The sequence below is a fragment of the Burkholderia stagnalis genome (assembly GCF_902830275.1).
Classification (GTDB): Bacteria; Pseudomonadota; Gammaproteobacteria; order Burkholderiales; family Burkholderiaceae; genus Burkholderia; species Burkholderia stagnalis.
Genome location: NZ_CADESW010000031.1, coordinates 44386 through 64137 on the forward strand (window position 1 = coordinate 44386; position 19752 = coordinate 64137).

General features: G+C 67.9%; 12 protein-coding genes. 8 read left to right on the forward strand and 4 right to left on the reverse strand.

Annotated elements, in window-relative coordinates:
• Nucleotides 1-301: 301 nt before the first annotated feature.
• Nucleotides 302-2749, reverse strand: a complete 2448-nt coding sequence (locus HWY45_RS33720; RefSeq protein WP_059885242.1) for a mechanosensitive ion channel family protein — start codon at nucleotides 2747-2749, stop codon at nucleotides 302-304.
• 415 nt (nucleotides 2750-3164) lie between these two features.
• Between HWY45_RS33720 and HWY45_RS33725 the strand changes: the two genes are divergently transcribed.
• From HWY45_RS33725 to HWY45_RS33740, 4 genes are all read left to right on the forward strand, one after another.
• Nucleotides 3165-4586: an MFS transporter gene (locus HWY45_RS33725; RefSeq protein WP_059885244.1), complete on the forward strand. Its 1422-nt coding sequence runs from the start codon at nucleotides 3165-3167 to the stop codon at nucleotides 4584-4586.
• A gap of 225 nt (nucleotides 4587-4811) precedes the next feature.
• On the forward strand, nucleotides 4812-5861 hold the full coding sequence (locus tag HWY45_RS33730) for a hypothetical protein (RefSeq protein WP_175038341.1): 1050 nt from the start codon (nucleotides 4812-4814) through the stop codon (nucleotides 5859-5861).
• Nucleotides 5862-6027: 166 nt separating this feature from the next.
• Nucleotides 6028-7140, forward strand: a complete 1113-nt coding sequence (locus HWY45_RS33735) for a porin (RefSeq protein WP_059563148.1) — start codon at nucleotides 6028-6030, stop codon at nucleotides 7138-7140.
• 8 nt (nucleotides 7141-7148) lie between these two features.
• Nucleotides 7149-8201 (forward strand): nucleoside hydrolase, encoded by a 1053-nt coding sequence (locus tag HWY45_RS33740; protein ID WP_059885248.1) that lies wholly within the window; start codon nucleotides 7149-7151, stop codon nucleotides 8199-8201.
• Nucleotides 8202-8213: 12 nt separating this feature from the next.
• On the opposite strand, the gene HWY45_RS33745 is transcribed toward HWY45_RS33740, so the two are convergent.
• Nucleotides 8214-9125 (reverse strand): LysR family transcriptional regulator, encoded by a 912-nt coding sequence (locus tag HWY45_RS33745; RefSeq protein WP_059563150.1) that lies wholly within the window; start codon nucleotides 9123-9125, stop codon nucleotides 8214-8216.
• Nucleotides 9126-9241: 116 nt separating this feature from the next.
• Between HWY45_RS33745 and HWY45_RS33750 the strand changes: the two genes are divergently transcribed.
• Entirely contained in the window at nucleotides 9242-10591 is a 1350-nt protein-coding gene (locus HWY45_RS33750; protein WP_059803716.1) for an NCS2 family permease, read from the forward strand.
• Nucleotides 10592-10638: 47 nt separating this feature from the next.
• The gene (add, locus tag HWY45_RS33755; RefSeq protein ID WP_059885250.1) at nucleotides 10639-11742 is read left to right on the forward strand and encodes an adenosine deaminase; all 1104 of its coding nucleotides are present in this window, start codon (nucleotides 10639-10641) and stop codon (nucleotides 11740-11742) included.
• Here the strand turns inward: add and HWY45_RS33760 are convergent, their stop codons facing one another.
• Both HWY45_RS33760 and pdxR read right to left on the reverse strand, forming a co-directional pair.
• Nucleotides 11743-13887 carry a penicillin-binding protein 1A gene (locus HWY45_RS33760; protein WP_230946973.1) on the reverse strand — a complete coding sequence of 715 codons (2145 nt, stop codon included), beginning with the start codon at nucleotides 13885-13887 and terminating at the stop codon, nucleotides 11743-11745. It abuts the gene before it with no gap.
• 257 nt (nucleotides 13888-14144) lie between these two features.
• The gene (pdxR, locus tag HWY45_RS33765; RefSeq protein ID WP_059885254.1) at nucleotides 14145-15656 is read right to left on the reverse strand and encodes a MocR-like pyridoxine biosynthesis transcription factor PdxR; all 1512 of its coding nucleotides are present in this window, start codon (nucleotides 15654-15656) and stop codon (nucleotides 14145-14147) included.
• Nucleotides 15657-15783: 127 nt separating this feature from the next.
• Between pdxR and HWY45_RS33770 the strand changes: the two genes are divergently transcribed.
• Both HWY45_RS33770 and HWY45_RS33775 read left to right on the forward strand, forming a co-directional pair.
• The gene (locus HWY45_RS33770; RefSeq protein WP_059563155.1) at nucleotides 15784-16425 is read left to right on the forward strand and encodes an FMN-binding negative transcriptional regulator; all 642 of its coding nucleotides are present in this window, start codon (nucleotides 15784-15786) and stop codon (nucleotides 16423-16425) included.
• A gap of 433 nt (nucleotides 16426-16858) precedes the next feature.
• On the forward strand, nucleotides 16859-19752 hold a 2894-nt coding region (locus HWY45_RS33775; RefSeq protein ID WP_176118430.1), incomplete at its 3' end, for a two-partner secretion domain-containing protein.

Below are 19752 nucleotides of genomic sequence, written 5' to 3' on the forward strand. Positions count from 1 at the left end.
GGCGGCGAGGCTGCCGCGCATGGTTCATGCGGGTTCTTTTGCAAGTGAACGGGGAATCGCTTGAACTGGGCGGTGATGTCGATGAACTACCATCGTCGCCGGTTGGTTGCCGCGTGGCTCACTGCCCGACCGGCGGTCGAGTCGAAAGCGAATTGTTTACGGTTGGAGCGAAACGATTACGATCGATTGATGATTCGTACCTGCGGTCTGACGTAAAGCAAATGTCACGACACGCATCGCGCCTTACCCGCGAAGAGCCAGGCAGTCGTCGATACGGCCGGCTCTTCCCGTACGCGACGCCCTACGCCACCCCTCCCGGCATATTCTGCACCACCAGCATCTGCGGGCTCGACAACGTGATCTGCGCCGCGCGCAGCCGTTTCAGGATCTCGAACAGCAGGTCGCTCTTCGTCGACCCCGCGATCCGCGGGCTCGCGACGTAACCCGTCACGCTCAGCGTGATCCCGTCCGGCGTCAGCTGGCTGAACGTCACCGACGGCGCGGGCTTGTCCAGAATCGACGGATGCTCGCGATACGCGTCGAGCAGCAAATCACGCACCTGCTCCGGATCGGTGTTCAGCGGGAACGTCAGCACCAACGTCGCGACGCCCTGCGTGCTGTTGCCCATCGTCACGTTGCGCAGGTTCTGCGAAATCAGCTGCGAGTTCGGCACGATCACGGTCGAGCGGTCGCTGAGCTGAATCTCAGTCGCGCGCACGTTGATCCGGCGGATGTCGCCCTCGACGCCGCTGATGCTGATCATGTCGCCCACCTTCACCGGGCGTTCGGTCAGCAGGATCAGCCCCGACACGAAGTTCTTCACGATCTCCTGCAGGCCGAAGCCGATACCGACCGACAGCGCGCTGACGATCCACGCGAGCTTGTCCCATCGCACGCCGAGCAGCGCCAGCGTCATCAGCGCGACCAGCGCATAGCCGACGTTGGTGAACAGCGTGATGAGCGACGCGCGCATGCCGGGGTCCATGCCGAGCGCCGGCATGAACTCGGCGTCGAGCCAGCGCCGCACCGAGCGCAGCAGGTACAGGCCGACCGCGAAGGCGATCGTCGCGTTGATGATCCGGTCCGGCATGATGTTCAGACTCTGCAGCTTCTGCCCACCGGCCACCGCGATCAGGCTGTCGAGCAGATCGCCCGGCGTCGTGCCGAAGCCGCCCGTCAGCAGCGCGATCACCGCGAACAGCATCAGCAGGCTCGTGCCGAGGCCCGACAGCACGGTCTGCGCCTGTTCGAGATGCTTGTCGCCGAGCCCGAACAGGTGCTTGATCTGCCTGCCGCTCGACAGGTTGGGGTTGAACAGCGTGGCGCACGCGTCGCGCGTCAGTTGCGTCAGCACGTAGACGCTGCACAGGACGATCTCGAACCAGACCAGCTCGAAGGTGATGAAGCGTGCGACGGTGATGTAGCCGATCATCAGCGCGAGCAGCGACACGATGATCGCGAGCGATACGCCGGCATGGATCAGCCCCGCAAGCGTCGAGCGCTGTTCGGGCGCTTCGCCGGCCGCGGCCATCGCGCTGCGCACACGGTTCGCGCGCAACAGCGACGCGCCGACCGTCAGTGCGACGACGAGCGCCACGATGCCGCGGCCGAACAGCGTGACCGACAGGCTCGTGTCGACGATCCGGTTGAGTTCCTCGATCGTGCCGGACACGAGCAGCAGCGCGGCCAGCACGCCCGGGAACGGCCGCATCGCAAGGGCGACCGGATCGGCGAGCGCGGGCAGCCGCCACGACGGATGACGCGTGCACAGCAGTGCCCGGCCGAGGCCCGCGATCAGCGCGCAGGTGAGCGCCAGCTTCGCGAATTCGTCCCACAGGTCGATGAGCGCCGGCGTGAGATCGTAGCGACGCGCCAACGCGACATAGAAGAGCTGCACCGCGATGCCGGTGGTCAGCAGCGTCGTGACCGCGGTCGACAGCGCGAGCGCGCTGCGGCGCAGGCGGGTTTCGGGCAAGCGATTCACGCAAAACCACGCGAGCCAGTGTTCGATGAGCCGCCGGCCCACGATCCAGACGGCCAGCGTGGCGAGCAGCAGCAGCGTGGTCACGATGCGCTGCCCCGGCTGCCAGGCCGACTTCAGCATCGCGAGGAGCTGCTCGTCTAAGTCGCCGAGCCGCTGCGCGTCGCCGGGCGGCAGCCGGAACAGCGGCAGCCAGAATTGCGCACCGAAGATGCTGCCCGAGCGCAGCACGAGCTGGTTCTTCAGCAGGCTGCGATTCAGCTTCGAGAACTGGTCGGTGAGGTTGGCGAGATTGCCCTTCTGGTCGGCGGCCTGCTTCAGCGCCGCATCGATCTGCATCTTGCGCGCGTTCAGCGTCGCCCGCTGCTGCTCGACGGCCGGGGTTTCGGGCGCCGCGCCCGGCGCGGGCGGCGGCCCGAGCACGTCGAGTTGCGCCTGAAGCTTCGCGCGCTGCGGGACGAGCTGTGCGGTCAGCTTGTCGACGGCGGCGCTCAACGTCTGCGTCGAGTCGGCCAGCGAATCCAGCGCCTTGCTGTTCGTCGCGGTGGACGTCTGCTGCTTGATGCGGTCCTGCTGGACCTGCATCTGCTTCAGCTCGGCGACTGCGTCGCTCAACGAAATCGTCGGGGCGGACGCGCCGTCGGCGGCAGCCGCGCCGGTTTCGGAGGCCGGCGACGGAAACGCGTGCGCCGCTGCGGCCGGGATCAGATGCAGCAGCGCGATCAGCGCGACCCGGCGGATGAAAGTGGAAAGGTGTTGTATGCGCATGGAATCCTTACGATTTGCCGACATGGCCGCGGCCGTCAAATCGTCCACGTGTTGTCACGGTTGGGTAGCCGGCATGTTACCGGGGTGCGCCGGCATCGGCCGCTGCCGTGGAATCCTCCGAGCATAGCGGGATGCGGGGCGCGATGGGGCGGCGATGTGCGGCGGCGGGCCGGTGCCGCCGCGCGCACGCTGACGGGACGCACCTGCACGGCGCGACGCGGCGGTCGATCCACCGATCGGCGCCGCGGTGCGCCGGTCGACAGACGGTTACGCAATTTACACAATGTGCGTGCCGGCGGCCGCGCGGTGTCGGGGCCGGTACAATGGGCCGGCTCGCATGACGGCCGCGCGGCGGCCGCCTGACGACAAGGCAACGCGACAACACGACAAGACAACATCAGGAGACGCGCCCACGATGGCCTCAACGGATACCTCTTCGCGAACGCCGGCCACACCGGCCACGCTGCTCGACGCCGGCTCGATCTCGGCCCGCCTCGACCGCCTGCCGCCCACCCGCAGCGTGTGGAAACTCGTCGTGCTGCTGAGCCTCGGCTTCTTCTTCGAACTCTACGACCTGCTCTACAGCGGCTACGTCGCACCGGGCCTCGTGAAAAGCGGCATCCTCAGCGCGACGACCCACGGGCTGTTCGGCACCACCGGCGTCGCCAGCTTCATCGCCGCGCTGTTCTCCGGCCTCTTCATCGGCACGATCGCATGCGGCTTCCTTGCCGACCGCTTCGGCCGCCGCGCGATCTTCACGTGGTCGCTGCTGTGGTACTCCGCCGCGAACGTCGTGATGGCGTTCCAGGACACGGCCGCCGGGCTGAACTTCTGGCGCTTCGTCGTCGGCCTCGGGCTCGGCGTCGAGATGGTGACGATCGGCACGTACATTTCCGAACTCGTGCCGAAGCAGATTCGCGGCCGTGCGTTCGCATGCGAGCAGGCGGTGGGCTTCGTCGCGGTGCCGGTCGTCGCGTTCCTCGCGTACCTGCTCGTGCCGCATGCGCCGTTCGGCCTCGACGGCTGGCGCTGGGTCGTGCTGATCGGTGCGCATGGCGCGATCTTCGTCTGGTGGATCCGCCGTGGCCTGCCGGAAAGCCCGCGCTGGCTCGCGCAGCAGGGCCGGCTCGACGAGGCGGACCGCGTGATGCGCGCGCTCGAGGCGAAGGTCGAGGCGGAATACGGCCGCCCGCTGCCGCCGCCCGCGCCCGCCGAGCCGGTGCCTGCGCGCGGCCGCTTCAGGGACATGTGGGTGCCGCCGTACCGCAAGCGCACGATCATGATGACGATCTTCAACGTGTTCCAGACGGTCGGCTTCTACGGCTTCGCGAACTGGGTGCCGACGTTGCTGATCAAGCAGGGCATCACGATCACGACGAGCCTGATGTATTCGAGCGTGATCGCGCTCGCGGCGCCGATCGGGCCGCTGATCGGCCTCGTGATCGCCGACCGCTTCGAGCGCAAGTCGGTGATCGTCGCGATGGCGGGCACGGCGATCGTCTGCGGGCTGCTGTTCAGCCGGACGACGGCGGCCCCGCTGCTGATCGTGCTCGGCATCGGCCTCACGCTCGCGAACAACATCATGTCGTACAGCTACCACGCGTATCAGGCCGAGCTGTTCCCGACCGCGATCCGCGCGCGGGCAGTGGGCTTCGTCTATTCATGGAGCCGCTTCTCGGCGATCTTCACGTCGTTCGTGATCGCCGCGGTGCTCAATGGCTTCGGCACCGCCGGCGTGTTCGTGTTCATCGCGGGCGCGATGGCGGTCGTGATGGCGGCGATCGGGCTGATGGGGCCGCGCACGAAGGGCGTCGCGCTCGAGGCGATCTCGAAGTAGCGGCCGCGCGCCCGCGCTGCCGGTTTGCGCATGGGCGCGTAGAATGAAACGTCAGACGACTCTCCAGCCGCCATCGGCCCGACGCGCATTCCGCGTGGCGGCCGCGCCGCGCGGAGGCGTCGGCGTCCGGGGCGCATGCCGCGCCCGGCGCGTTGCCGCTTCGCGCAGCCCGCGCGCCGTCCGACGGCGCGCACCGGCCCGATCGGTCGATCGCGCATCGATCGCATGAAGCTTTCCGACCTGACGTGGCGGTTCGCGTGGCCGCGTCGCCGTGCCGTTCCGCTTGCCGCGTGCGTGTGGCTTGCCGCCGCGCCGGCGTTACCTGTCCTTGCCGAGCCGTCGGCGTCCTCGCCGGCTGCCGCGGCGTCTGCGGCATCTCCATCGCCTGCGGCAGCCGCCGTTTCCGCAAGCGCCGCTTCCGCGGCTTCCGGCACGCCGGCCAGCGAGGCCCAGGTTGTGTTGCCGCGCCGGCATCCGCCGTTGTCCGCATCCGAAGCCGCTGGCGCGACGACCCGCGCGCTCGACATGCGCAAGCGCTTCGCGCAGGAAGTGGCTCGCCGGCTGAACGTGCCGGCGGGCGAGCAGCGCGCGTACGGCCGGCGTCTGCAGCAGGCGCTCGCGGCTGCCGATCTGGCCGATCTCGCCGGCGAATACGTGGTGATGGTCGATCGCGCGCCGGCCGTGCAGGCGCTGTTCATCTACTTCCGCGCGACGCCGGCCAATGCGTGGCTGATGATCGGTGCGGCGCCGGTCGCCACCGGGCTGCCCGGCAAGTACGACCACTTCCTGACGCCGCTCGGCGTGTTCACGCACACGCCCGACAACATGGACTTCCGCGCGGAAGGCACGACGAACGACAACGGCATACGCGGCTACGGGCGCCGCGACATGCGGATCTACGACTTCGGCTGGGTGGACAGCGAACGCGGCTGGGGCAAGGGCGGCGTGTCGGCGATGCGTTTCCAGATGCATGCGACCGATCCCGAGCGGCTCGAACCGCTGCTCGGCGTGCGCCATTCGAAGGGCTGCGTGCGGATTCCCGCGTCGCTGAACACGTTCATCGACCGGCACGGCATCCTCGATGCGGACTACGAAGCGGGCATGGAGGCCGGCCGGTCGTTCTGGGTGCTGCACCCGGGGCGCGACATCACGCCGATCGAGGGCCGCTATCTGGTCGTCGTCGATTCCGCGCGCAACGCGCGCCCGGCGTGGGCGCCGCTGCCGGGCCGCAGCGCGTGGTCGAAGGTGCCGAAGGGCGGGGATACGGCGGATTGAGCGGGCCGGCCGTTCGACATGAATTCGCGGTCATTGTGAGAATAAATCCGTTTTATTGCCACATAAGAAAAGCAAACTTTTATGATCGACGGCGGATTCGTATAGTCGAGTCCGGATTCGCGGAACCCGCCGCGCTCGCCCGGACCTCAACCGACCCACGACCCGCATGAAAACTCTCCACAAGCTCGCCCCGCTCGCAATGCTCGGCGCATTCGCGACCCACGCGAGCGCGCAAAGCAGCGTGACGCTGTACGGCCTCATCTCGGCCGGCGTCGGTTTCGCGACCAACCAGGGCGGCAAGAACGCCTGGCAGGCGCTGTCGGGCACGAACCAGAACCCGCGCTGGGGGCTGAAGGGCAAGGAAGATCTCGGGCAGGGGCTGTCGGCGATCTTCCAGCTCGAGAACGGCTTCAACGTGATGACCGGCAACGCCGCGCAGAACGGCCGGATGTTCGGGCGCCAGGCGTATCTCGGCCTCGCCGACCGCACCTACGGCACGTTGACGTTCGGCCGCCAGTACGATGCGATCCACGACTACATCGGCCCGGTGATCATCGCGAGCAACGGCGTGAACATCGGCGACAACGACAACGGCTACAACGACATCCGCGTGCAGAACTCGGTGAAGTACGTGAGCCCGGTGTTCTACGGGCTGAAGCTGACCGCGCAGTACGGCCTCAGCAACGCGACGGGCTTCGCGGACAACAACGCGTACAGCTTCGGCATCGGCTACGAGCGCGGCCCGCTGCGCTGGAGCGCCGTGTATGCGCAGTACAACCATCCGTACAGCCGCACGAACCCGGACGGCGCGATCGCGAACGACTACGCGTCGCCGCTGCTGATCTTCAGCAAGAGCGCGACGTCGCCGTCGGTGTTCGCGAGCCGGCAGCGGATCGCCGGCACGGGCGGCTTCTACACGATCGGGCATGCGCAGTTCGCGGCGATGTTCACCGACGTCCGCTACGATTACCTCGACAACTCGCACCTGCACCTGCAGAACGTCGGCGTGAACGTCGTCTACACGATGACGCCGCAGCTGTTCCTCGGCGCCGCGTATGCGTTCACGAACGGCAAGTACGACGTGATCGACAAACGCCCGAAGTGGCACCAGGTGAACCTGCAGGCCGACTATTTCCTGTCGAAGCGCACCGACGTCGCGCTGACGGTGATCGCGCAGCAGGCGGCGGGCGATGCGGATCACGCGCAGATCTTCGCGTACGCCCGCTCGACCGGCACGCGCCAGATGACCGCGACGCTCGGCGTGCGCCACGTATTCTGAACACGACCATGACGAACGATACCTTTGCCCGCCGCCACTTCCTGAAACTGTCCGCCGCGCTGGCGGGCGCCGCGCTGATGCCGGAAGGCGGCGCGTTTGCCGCCGGCCCGGCGGCCGTGCGCCGCACCGTGATCATCGATACCGACCCGGGGCAGGACGACGCGATCGCGATCCTGTTCGCGCTCGGCGCGCGGGATCGCGTCGACGTGCGCGCGCTGACCGCCGTCGCCGGCAACGTGCCGCTCGAGCTGACCGAACGCAACGCGCGGATCATCCGCGACTGGGCCGGCTGCACGCAGACCTTGCCGGTGTACGCGGGCTGCCCGCGCCCGCTCGCACGCGAGCTGATCACGGCCGCGAACGTGCACGGCAAGACGGGCCTCGAAGGCGTCGAACTGCACGAACCGAAGGCGCCGCTCGCGCCCGGGCATGCGGTGTCGTACCTCGTCGACACGTTGCGCGGCGCCGCGCCGAACAGCGTGACGCTGTGCGCGCTCGGGCCGCTCACCAATCTTGCGAGCGCGCTGATCGAGGCGCCGCAGATCCGCGCGAGCCTGCGCGAAATCGTGCTGATGGGCGGCGCGTTCTTCGAGCGCGGCAACATCACGCCGGCCGCGGAGTTCAACATCTATGTCGATCCGCAGGCGGCCGACGTGGTGTTCGGCAGCGGCGTGCCGATCGTCGTGCTGCCGCGCGACGTCGCGGTGAAGGCGCCGATCACGCCCGCGCGGGTCGCACCGTTCCGCGCGCTCGGCAACCGCTGCGGCGCGATCGTCGCGGACATCATGGCGGCCGAGCTCGCGTACAACCGCAAGCGGCGCGGCATCGACGAAGCGCCGATGTACGACCCGACCGCGGTCGGCTATCTCGTCGATCCGACGCTGTTCGGCGGGCGCAAGGTGAACGTCGCGATCGAGACGGCCGGGCAGTGGACGCTCGGCGAAACGGTGGTCGACTGGAACGGCCGCAGCGGCCGCGCGCCGAACGCGACGTGGATCAACGAGGTGGACGCGGACCGCTTCTACGCGGCGCTCGTCGAGCGCATCGCGAAGCTGCCGTAACGTCGCGCGCGCTCAGATGTGCTTCGCCAGCCACTCGCGACAGGTGCGCACGTGCGGGCCGCGATCGTCGCCGGCGAGCGAGATCAGCGAGATCGCGCGCGTGACGCGCGGCTTCTCGACGCGCAGCGCGACGAGTTCGGGATCGTGCAGATGCATCGTGTAGAGGCTCGGCAGCACGACCGTCGCGAGGCCGTTGCGCGCGAGCGCGTAGAGCGGCTCCGTGTATTCCATCCGGTAGGTGACGTTCAGGTGCAGCTTCTGCGCGCCGCCGGTGCGCTGCAGCGATTCGCTGACGCTGCCGCGCATGAACACGGCCAGCTCGCGGTCGACGAGCTTCGCCCACGTGACGGCTTTCGTGCCGGCGAGCGGATCGTCGCGCCGCACGACGATCACGATCTCGTCCTCGAACAGCTGCTGGTAGCGCAGCGCGCCGTCGTCCTGGTCGGGCTCGCGCACGCCGATGCCGAGATCCGCCACGCTGTCGCGCACCGCTTCGACGAGCGCGCTGTTCGGCAGGTCGGTGAGCGTGAAGCGCAGCGTCGGATGCGTGCCGCGCAGCGCGTTGAGTGCCGGCAGCAGGCGGCCCGCGACCGACGGGATGAAGCCGATCCGCACTGTCTGGATGCGCTCGCCGATCAGCCGCGTCATGTCGTCGAAGGTGCCGCGCGCCTGGTTCAGCAGCCGCTCGGCGAGCGGCAGCACGGCTTCGCCCGCGCTCGTCAGCGTGAGCCGGTGCGCGGAGCGCGCGAACAGGCGGCCGCCGAGCAGGAATTCGATCTGGCGGATCGACGCGGTGAGCGCGGGCTGCGTGAGCGACAGCGCCTGCGCGGCCTGCGTGAAGCTGCGCGCATGCGCGAGCACGACGAAATGCTGGACCTGCCGCAGCGTGAGCGCGGGCAGCAGGGATGAGCGGTCGGACGGCATCGGGCGGTAAAGGACGAAAAAAACGTAAGGACAGTCGGCGAGCGGTACGCGGCAGTATAAGACCGCGCGGCGCCGGCCAGCACAGGACATCATTCGGAATCGACGGGAGAACCTTCATGTCATCGACAGACGCAGCACCGGCGCGCATGCCGGCCAACTGGCTCGAGCGCCGCTTCGCGCTCGCCGCGCGCGGCACCAGCGTGCGCACCGAGGCGATCGCGGGCGTCACGTCGTTCCTCGCGGCCGCGTACCTGCTGGTCGTGATTCCGTCGCTGCTCGCCACCGGCGGGATGGAGCGCGGCGCGGCGACCACCGCGACGATCGTCGTGTTCGTGCTGTTCACCGTGCTGATGGGGCTGTACGCGAACCTGCCGTTCCTCGTCGGCCCCGGCATCGGCGGCTCGGTGATCATCGGCGTGACGCTCGCGACGACCGAACACATCGGCTGGCAGACCGGGCTCGGCATCGCGTTCGTGTCCGGCGTGCTGTTTTTCCTGTTGACGGTGCTGGGCGCGCGCAGCGTCGTCGTGCGGCTGATTCCGGTGCAGATCAAGCTCGGGCTCGGCGCGTCGATCGGGCTGTTCGTCACCATGCTCGGGCTGCGCAATGCGGGGATGGTCGTCGCGAACGCGAAGACGAATGCGTTCGCGCTCGGCGATTTCTCGCGGCCGGGCGCGCTCGTCGCACTGATCGGGCTGGCCGTCGCGATCGTGCTGCAGGCGCGCAAGGTGCCGGGCGCGATCCTGATCGCGATCCTCGTGGCCGCCGCCGCGGGCGTGCCGCTCGGCGTCACGCACCTGCCCGCGTCGTTCGTGTCGATGCCGCACGGCATCGCGCCGATCGCGCTGAAGCTCGACATCGGCAGCGCGCTGTCGCTCGCCGCCGCGCCGTACCTGTTCGCGTTCTTCGCGGCGGAATTCTTCTCGACGCTCGGCACCGCGCTCGCGGTGGGCGCGAAGGCGAACCTGCTCGACGCGCACGGCAACCTGCCGGACATCAACCGGCCGTTCGTCGTCGATTCGATCGCCGCGACGCTCGGGCCGGTGTTCGGCATCCCCGCGCTGACGGCGCTGATCGAATCGGCCGCGGGCGTCGAGGCGGGCGGCCGCAGCGGGCTGTCGTCGCTGGCGGCGGCCGTGCTGTTCGCCGCGATGCTGCTGTTCGTGCCGGTCGCGCTCGCGATCCCGAAGGAGGCGACCGCACCGGCGCTGATCCTGATCGGGCTGTCGATGTTCGCGACGATCCGCCATACGCATTTCGACGACTTCACCGACGCGCTGCCCGTGATGTCGATGGTGCTGCTCACGCTGATGTCGAACAGCTTCGGCACCGGCATCGCGGGCGGCCTGCTGTGCTACGTGCTCGTCAAGCTGCTGGCGGGCCGCTGGCGCGACGTGTCGTGGGGGCTCGTCGTGCTCGCGCTGCCGCTCGGCTACTACTTCTGGACCGTCGTGAAGCCGCATTGAGCGGCGTGTTCGACGACGCATTGGCATCACCCCAAGCGAGACTGAAATTGAACGGAACACCAGGCAACGTCCCGGCCGCGCGCACGGGCATCGAGATCACGCCGGCCCACCGGGCCTTCTTCCACGCGCTGCCGAAGGCCGAGCTGCATTGCCACCTGCTCGGCGCGGTGCGCCACGACACGTTCGTCGCGCTCGCCGAAAAAAGCGGTGCGCCGATCGCGCGTGCGGAGATCGACGCGTTCTACGCGCGCGGCGAGAAGCCGGTGGGCGTGCTGCACGTGCTGCGCGCGCTCGACCGGCATCTGCTGACGCAGCCGGACGACCTGCACCGGATCGCCTACGAGTACCTGGAGGATGCGGCCGCGCACAACGTGCGGCACAGCGAATTCTTCTGGAACCCGACCGGCACCGTGCGCGTGTCGGGCATCGCGTATGCGGACGCGCAGGCCGCGATCGTCGCGGCGATCCGCGACGCGGCGCGCGATTTCCGCATCAGCGCGCGGCTGATTCCGAGCATCGACCGCGAGCAGGATCCCGACGAAGCGGTGGCGATCGTCGAGTGGATGAAGGCGCATCGCGCGGACGAAGTGGCGGGCCTCGGCATCGACTATCGCGAGAACGACCGGCCGCCGGAGCTGTTCTGGAAGGCCTATCGCGATGCGCGTGAAGCGGGTTTTCGCACGACGGCGCATGCGGGCGAGTTCGGCATGCCGTGGCGCAACGTCGAGACGGCGGTGGACCTGCTGCAGGTCGATCGCGTCGATCACGGCTACACGATCGTCGACAACCCGGCGCTGTGCGCGCGCTACGCGGAGCGCGGGATCGTGTTCACCGTGGTGCCGACCAATTCGTACTACCTGCGGACTTTGCCGCCGGAGCAGTGGGCCGAGCAGCATCCGCTGCGCAAGATGCCGGGGCTCGGGCTGAAGGTGCATCCGAACACCGACGATCCGACGCTGCACAAGGTCAACCCGAGCGAAGCGTGGGAGCTGATGTTCAGCCATTTCGGCTTCACGGTCGCGGAGCTGAAGCCGTTCATGCTGAACGGGATCGACGGCGCGTGGGTGGACGAAGCAACGAAGGCCGCGTGGCGCACCGAATGGTCGCAGGCGTTCGACTGGCTCGCGGCGACGCTGCCGCCGCCGCGCTGATCAGCGGAACAGCCTGAACCAGTCGAAGAAACTCGGGCGCGCCGGCCGCTTCGGCCGCGGCGCGGCAACCCGCGGACGGTAATCCGCTGTGAGCTGCACACGCGGGTCGATCACGCGCGCGCGCAGCGCCGCATCGTAGAACGTGCCGACGATCGGCAGCGCGCTGTGCGCGCCTTGCCCCCAGTAGTCGCTGCGCAGCGTCACCTGGCCGTCGTCGAAGCCGACCCACGCGCCGGCCACGAGCTGCGGATGCATCAGGATGAACCAGCCGTCCGCGTTGTCTTGCGTGGTGCCGGTCTTGCCCGCGACGTCGCCGCGCAGCCCGAAGCGCGTGCGGATGTCCGCGCCGGTGCCGAAGTCGACGACGTCGCGCATCACGTCGATCAGCGTCTGCGCGGCGTGGGCCGGCAGCGCGCGCGCCGGCGGCGGGCTCGCGAATTCGGCGAGCACCTTGCCGTCGTGATCCTCGATGCGCGTGACCATCTGCGGCTCCGCGTACACGCCGCGGTTCGCGATCGTCCCGTATGCGGACACCATCTCCTTCAGCGTGACCGGGCTCGTGCCGAGCGCGAGCGACGGCACCGCGTCGAGCGGGCTGTCGCGCACGCCCATCGCGCGTGCGAGCTGCACGACCTTGGCCGGGCCTTCACGCTGCATCAGCTGCGCGGTGATGCGGTTGCGCGAATGCGCGAGCGCGTCGCGCAGCGTCATCGGCAGGCCGGTGGGCGGCTCCTCGTCGGTCGGCCGCCACACCGCATGCCCGTCGAGCGGGATCGCGACGTTGCGGTCGACGAACGTGTCGCTCGGCCGCGCGCCGTCCGCGAACGCGGCGCCGTATACGAACGGCTTGAACGTCGAGCCCGGCTGGCGGCGCGCCTGCGCGACATGGTCGAACGGCTCGCTGGCGAAGTCGCGGCTGCCGACCCACGCGCGCACCTGCCCGTTGCGCGGATCGATCGCGATGAAGCCGGCCTGCACCTGCGTCTTGCTGCGGCACAGCGCGCGCATGAACGGGCGATTCGACGCGAGCCGGCGCAGCGCGAGCGGATCCGGCACGCCGGCCTCGCGCGCGCTGCGGTAGTCGGGCGTCTGCCGGATGAAGCCGCGGAACAGTGCGTTGCGCAGCCCGCAGCCGTCGGCATCGCGCCATGCATCGTCCGCGATCGCCTGGAGCTGGTCGGTTTGTCGTTCGACGGCCTCCGTCGCGATCTGCTGCAGGCGCGAATCGATCGTCGTCCGAACGACCAGGCCATCCGCATAGATGCTGTAGTTGTTGCGATCGGCCCATGCGATCAGCCACTTGCGCAGCTGCGCGGTGAAGTGCGGCGCGAGGCCCGGCGAGGCGGTCTGCGGCTCGAAATCGACGCGCAGCGGCTGCCGGATCAGCCATGCGTATGCAGTGGGCCGCAGCTTGCCGTACTTGCTCATCTGCCCGAGCACCGTGTTGCGCCGCTGCGCCGCGCGCTCGGGATTGAGCACCGGGTTGTAGTAGCTGTTGGCCTTCAGCATGCCGACCAGCGTCGCGCTTTCGAGGATGTCGAGCTCGGCCGCCGACTTGTCGAAGTAGGTGCGCGCGGCCATTTCGACGCCGTATGCGTTGTACAGGAACGGCACCGTGTTCAGGTAGGTCTCGAGGATCTGGTCCTTGCTGTACACGCTCTCGATCTTGAACGCGGTGACCAGCTCCTTCAGCTTGCGCGTGAGCGTCGGCGCGCGGCCGACTTCGTCCGGATACAGGTTGCGCGCGAGCTGCTGGGTGATCGTCGAGCCGCCCTGGCGATCGCCGGAGAACGTGTGCAGCGCGGCCCCGAGCGTGCGACGCCAGTCGATGCCGTGGTGGTCGTAGAAGCGGCGGTCTTCCGTCGCGATCAGCGCGTCGACCATGTGCGGCGAGATGCGCGACAGCGGCACCCATTCGCGGTTCGTCGCGCGGAATTCGGCGATCAGCTGGCCGTCGGCCGACACGATCTGCGCGGGCCGGTCGAGGCGTGCCTTGCGGATGTCGCCGATGCTCGGCGTGAACGGCACGAACGCGAGCACGGCCAGCACGCCGAGCACGGGCACCGCGGCGAGCGTCAGCGCGATGCCGCGGCGGGTCGGGTGCCGCAGGCGGTGCAGGCAGCCGGCGAGCGCGGCGCGGGCCATCGCGGCGCCGGCGGCAGCGTGGGGCCGGACGCGGGCGAGCCACCTGGCGCACGATTCACGGAAAGACGACACGATTCGGCGAGTCACGGATGCGGGGCGCGGGCGGAAAAGGCGCGATCGTAGCAAACGGAACCCGCGCCACGGCGGCCGAAACCGGCTCCCGCTTGCAGGATTTACAGACGATTACATTTGTTTCCCGCCGACAACGTGTCGCCGCCTTTTTCCATGCGATTCGCCTGACGAATCGCGCGGCGGCGTCAGCGCTGCGACGCTTCGGCGGCGACGGTCGCGATCACGTCGGCGAGCCGCTGCGCGGCCGCTTCCATCTGCGCGGGGCTGAAGCCGCCGAAGCCGAGCACGAGGCCCGGGCGGCCGGTGCCCGGCGCGAACATCGGCGACACGGCGCGCACCGCGACGCCGGCTTCGGCGGCCCGGGCGACGACCGCGCGATCGTCGAGCCCGCCGGCCAGCCACAGCACGACGTGCATCCCCTGGTCGCCCGGCTGCAGCCACGCAAGCGTGCGCGGCAGCCGCGCGCCGAGCGTGTCGATCAGGTGTGCGCGGTGGTCCGCATACACGCCGCGCACGCGGCGGACGTGGCGGTCGAGATGGCCTTCGTCGATGAATGCCGCGAGCACATGCTGGTCCGCGGTCGGCGCATGGCGATCCATCAGCACGCGTGCACCGCAGAATGCCGCGACGAGATCGTCGGGCGCGATCACGTAGCCGAGCCGCAGCGACGGGAACAGCACCTTGCTGAAGGTGCCGAGGTAGATCACGCGGTCGGGATCGAGGCCCTGCAGCGACGGAAACGGATAACCCTCGTAGCGCAGCTCGCTGTCGTAGTCGTCCTCGACGATCCACGCGCGGTGCGTGCGCGCCCACGCGAGCAGTGCGTTGCGCCGCGCCATGCTCATCGGCATGCCGAGCGGGTACTGGTGCGACGGCGTGACGAACGCGGCGCGCGCGTGCGGCGCGAGCCGGATGCCGGCCTCGACGTCGATGCCTTCGTCGTCCACCGGCACGCGCACCATAGCGTCGCGCCGGCCGGTGCTTTCGAGCAGCGCGGTGATGCCGCGATACGCGGGATTCTCGACCCAGGTCTGGTCGTTCGCGCCGAGCAGCACCTGGCACGCGAGATGGAGCCCCTGCTGCGTGCCGCTCGTGATCACGACCTGGCCGGGCTCGCAGCGCACCGAACGCGACTTGCGCACATAGGCGGCGATCGCTTCGCGCAGCGGCAGCGCGCCTTGCGGATCGGCATAGCCGGACGGCGCGCCCGCGCCGCGCGCACGCAGGCGGTTGCCGAGCCGGCGCCAGATGTCGTCGGGCGCGGTCGGGCCGATCGGCACCGAGATCGCGAACGGCGCGGCCGGCAGCGGTGTGAACTCTTGCGCGATGCGCGCGAACGCGGCGGCCGGCTCGGGCAGGCCTGCGCGTGCCGGCTGCCGGCGCGCGGTGCTGGTTGCGCGCGAGGGCGTGGGCGGCGGCGTGACGGCCAGCGCCTGCGCGACGCGCGTTTGCGCGCCGCCGTGCGCTTCGAGGAACCCTTCGGCGATCAGCTGCGCATACGCGTCGACTACCGTGCCGCGCGCGATGCGCAGCGACGCCGCGAGCTGGCGCGTGGACGGCAGCGCATCGCCCGGCCGGATGTCGCCGTGGCGCACGGCTTCGCGCAGCGCCTGCGCGAGCTGGCGGCTCAGGTTGCCGGCGGCGCGGTCCAGCGCGCCGATCGACGGGATTTCGATGATGCGGGCAGTTCTCGCCATGATTCTGGTTCGCTGAAAATGTCCGAAACCGGCTCTACAGCATAAACCGGTTTGCGGCCACAATCGATGCATCGCGGGTGTGCGCCCCTGAACATCCGATAGACCTTTGCCTGACCGTGGAGCCGCCATGTACGTCCCTGCCCATTTCGACGAATCCCGCACCGAGGTGCTGCACGCGCTGATCGCGCAGCATCCGTTCGGCACGCTGGTCACGCACGGCGGCGGCGGGCTCGACGCGAACCACCTGCCGTTCGAGCTGGTGACCGGCGACGGCGGGCTCGGCGAGCTGCATGCGCACGTCGCGCGCGCGAATCCGGTCTGGCGCGACGTCGCGGACGGCGACGACGTGCTGGTGATCTTCCGCGCGGGGGATGCGTACATTTCGCCGAGCTGGTATCCGAGCAAGCACGCGACGCACCGGCAGGTGCCGACGTGGAACTATGTGGTCGTGCATGCGCACGGGCGCATCGCGGTGCGCGACGACGAGCGCTTCGTGCGCGGCGTGATCGCGCGGCTGACGCGCACGCACGAGGCAGCGCAGCCCGAGCCGTGGAAGATGGCCGATGCGCCGCGGGATTATCTCGATGCGATGGTGCAGTCGATTGTCGGGTTGCAGATCGAGATCACGCGGTTGGTCGGCAAGCGCAAGCTGAGTCAGAACAAGGCGGTGGGGGATATTCGGGGGGCGGCGGATGCGCTGGTGGCGAGCGGCGAGCTTGCGATCGGGGAGGCGATGAGGGGAGAGGCGGACGCGAAGGCGGATGAGTGACACGCCGCGTCACATTGTGCAGACCGACCCGGTGGACTCCTGAGCGAAGCGCGCCGATGTGGGATTACGTCGACGGAGCGGTTGTAGTTGGCCGTGCTCGGATAGGTCATATGTGACCGAGAAAAACTTGATTGACGCGAGATCGCGAATAATGCGATGGCGGGGAATGCGATTGATTCCCGGATAGCGATTATTGCGCCGATTTTCGCGTTTCGATGGAGGGTGCGAGAGATTCGGGCGGACGAAATATTTTCGAGGTGTTGGGATTTAATTTGTTGAAGTTGACAGGTTCGCTTAACAAACGTCTTGCTGACACCACGATTTGACACTCCTTAACTCGCATCAAGAAGAGGAGAGACATTTTCTGCGGGACAATGCGCTGGTCCGTTGATCCGTAGTGCGCCGTGGCGCGATTTGCGAGTAGACCAGAATCATGAACAAGAATAACTACCGACTGGTATTCAGTCGTGTCCGGGGCATGCTGATTGCCGTCGAAGAGACGGCCAATGCGTCAGGTAACGCAGGCCGAGGCGAAGTGGTCTCAGCAGATCGGGCGCCGCTGGTATTCGCACGGTTCGCACTGCGTCACGCAGCATTTGCGGTACTGGTCATGGCCGGTGCGATGCCGATGTGGGCGAATGCGCAGATTGCGGGCGGCGGCGCGCACGCGCCTTCGGTGATCCAGACGCAAAATGGACTACCGCAAGTCAACATCAATAAGCCCGGAAGCGCCGGCGTATCTTTAAATACTTATAATCAATTCGACGTACAAAAACCGGGCGCGATACTCAATAATTCACCCACGATTGTCAACACGCAGCAAGCGGGCATGATCAACGGCAACCCGAATTTCGGGGCGAACGACGCCGCGCGGATCATCGTCAATCAGGTTATCAGCAATAATCCAAGCGCGATTCGCGGTTTTGTCGAGGTGGCAGGCCAAAAAGCCGAGGTGATCATAAGCAATCCGGCTGGACTGCAAATCGACGGCGGCGGATTCATCAATACCTCGCGCGCCGTATTGACAACGGGCGTTCCGTATTACGGCGCAGATGGATCGGTGGCCGGCTTCAATGTGAGTCGCGGGCTTGTCACGGTATCCGGCGCGGGTCTGAATGCAGCAAATATCGATCAGGTCGACATCATTGCACGCGCTGTTCAGGCGAATGCAGCCATTTATGCGAACAACCTGAATGTCGTCGCGGGCGCCAATCAGGTTAATCACGACACCCTTGCCGCGACGCGGATTCAAGGTGACGGCGCCGCCCCCGCTGTTGCGATCGACGTAGCCCAATTGGGCGGCATGTATAGCAATCGCATCCTTTTGGTGGGCACCGAGGGCGGTGTTGGGGTTCGCAATGCAGGCACCATCGCGGCCGATGCGGCCGGCCTGACGCTGACGACAGCGGGCCGGCTGGTGCAGTCCGGCAAAATCAGCTCGCTCGGCAATGTCGCAGTGTCGGCAGACGGCGGCATCGACAACAACGGCACGACCCACAGCCAGCAATCCGTGTCGCTCAATACTGGCGCGGACGTCGTGAATACCGGTACGCTCGCCGCGCAGCACAACGTCGGCGTCAATGCCGGTTCGTTGAATTCCACAGGGGCAATCGGCGCGGGCGTGGACAGCAACGGCGCGGTCACGCAAGCCGGTGAGCTGCAAGTGGCGACGACGGGCCAATTGAGCGCAACCGGCGAGAACATCGCGGGCGGCAACACGACGTTGCGCGGCTACGGCGTCGATCTCGCCGGCAGCAAGACGGCGACGAACGGCACGCTGGATGTGAATGCGACGGCGGGCGACATCAATCTGTCGAACGCGACGACGAGCGCACAGGGCGCATTGAACGCGACTGCAGCGGGCGCGCTCGTCAACGATCACGGTAGCCTTTCCAGCCAGGGCGGTGCCACGCTGACGGCGGGCAGCGTGTCGAACCAAGGCGGCACGGTTTCGTCGCAAGGCGCGTTGACGGTACGCACGTCCGGGGCGATTTCGAATCAGGCCGGCACGCTGGTGTCGCAGAACACGGCCGACGTCGAAGGCGGCGCGATCGACAATCGGCAAGGCATCATCCAGAGCGCCGGCCGAATGAAGATGGTCGCCGCTTCCCTTCAGAATAGCGCTGGGCGCGTCACGTCCCTGAACGGCGACGGCTTGTCCATCACGACGAGCGGCCAACTGACCAACGCAGCGGGTACGACCGCGAACGGCGCGCAAGGCGGCGTGATCGGTGGTGACGGCGCTGTCTCGGTACAGGCCGGAAGCATCGCAAACCAAGGCTCGATCAGCGCGCAAACCGATTTGAACATCGGCGCGCAATCGATCGACAACGGTAGCGGGTCACTGACGGCCGGTCGGAACGCATCGATCGACGCCGGTACGCACCTGGCGAATGCATCCGGCAGTATTTCTGCCGGCGCGTTGGCAAACGTTCGCGCGACCAATCTGGACAATAGTTCCGGTTCGATACAGGCAAGCCAGTTGTCGCTGTCGGCAACCGATCTCGCGAACCGGTCGGGCGCGATCACGCAGACCGGCACGAACCCGACCACGATCGCCGTTTCCGGCACGCTCGACAATCGTTCGGGCACCGTACGGACGAACAGCGCCGATCTGAGCCTCACCCCTGCGACGCTGATCAATGATCACGGCAAGATCGCACATGCCGGTAGCGGTACGCTGACGATCGCAACGGGCGCGTTGTCGAACCAGGGCGGTTCCATCGCGACCAATGGCGCGCTGGCGCTGACCGCCGCAGCATTGTCGAACCAGGCCGGCACCTTGTCCGCACAGCGGCAGGCCACGCTTGGCGTTCAGTCGTTGGACAACGGCGCGGCCGGTTACATCGGTGCCGACAGCGTAACGATCAAATCCCAAGGCGCGATCAACAACCAGACGGGCGCCATCGAGTCGAATCACGCGTTGACGATCGCGGCCGACAGTCTGGCAAACGATGGCGGTGCCGTTAAAGCACTCGGCACGGATGCACTGTCCGTCACGACGACGAACGCGCTGACGAACACGGCGGGCGGCACGATCGGCGGCAATGGCGATGTGTCGGTTTCGGGCGGTGTGGTCGACAATTCAAACGGTTCGTTGCTGGCAGCACGATCGTTGTCGGTGCAGTCGAACGGCCAGCTCGGGAACGCGGCCGGCCTGATTCAGGCGAAGGGCAACCTCAAGGTTGCCGCGCAAGGTGCCGTGCTCAACAACGGCGGCCAAATCGAGGCGAACGGCGCAACGGCGACGCTCCAATTGTCCGGGACGAGCATTGATAACAGCGACGGGCGGATCGTAAATATCGGCACGGGCGCGACGACGATCGA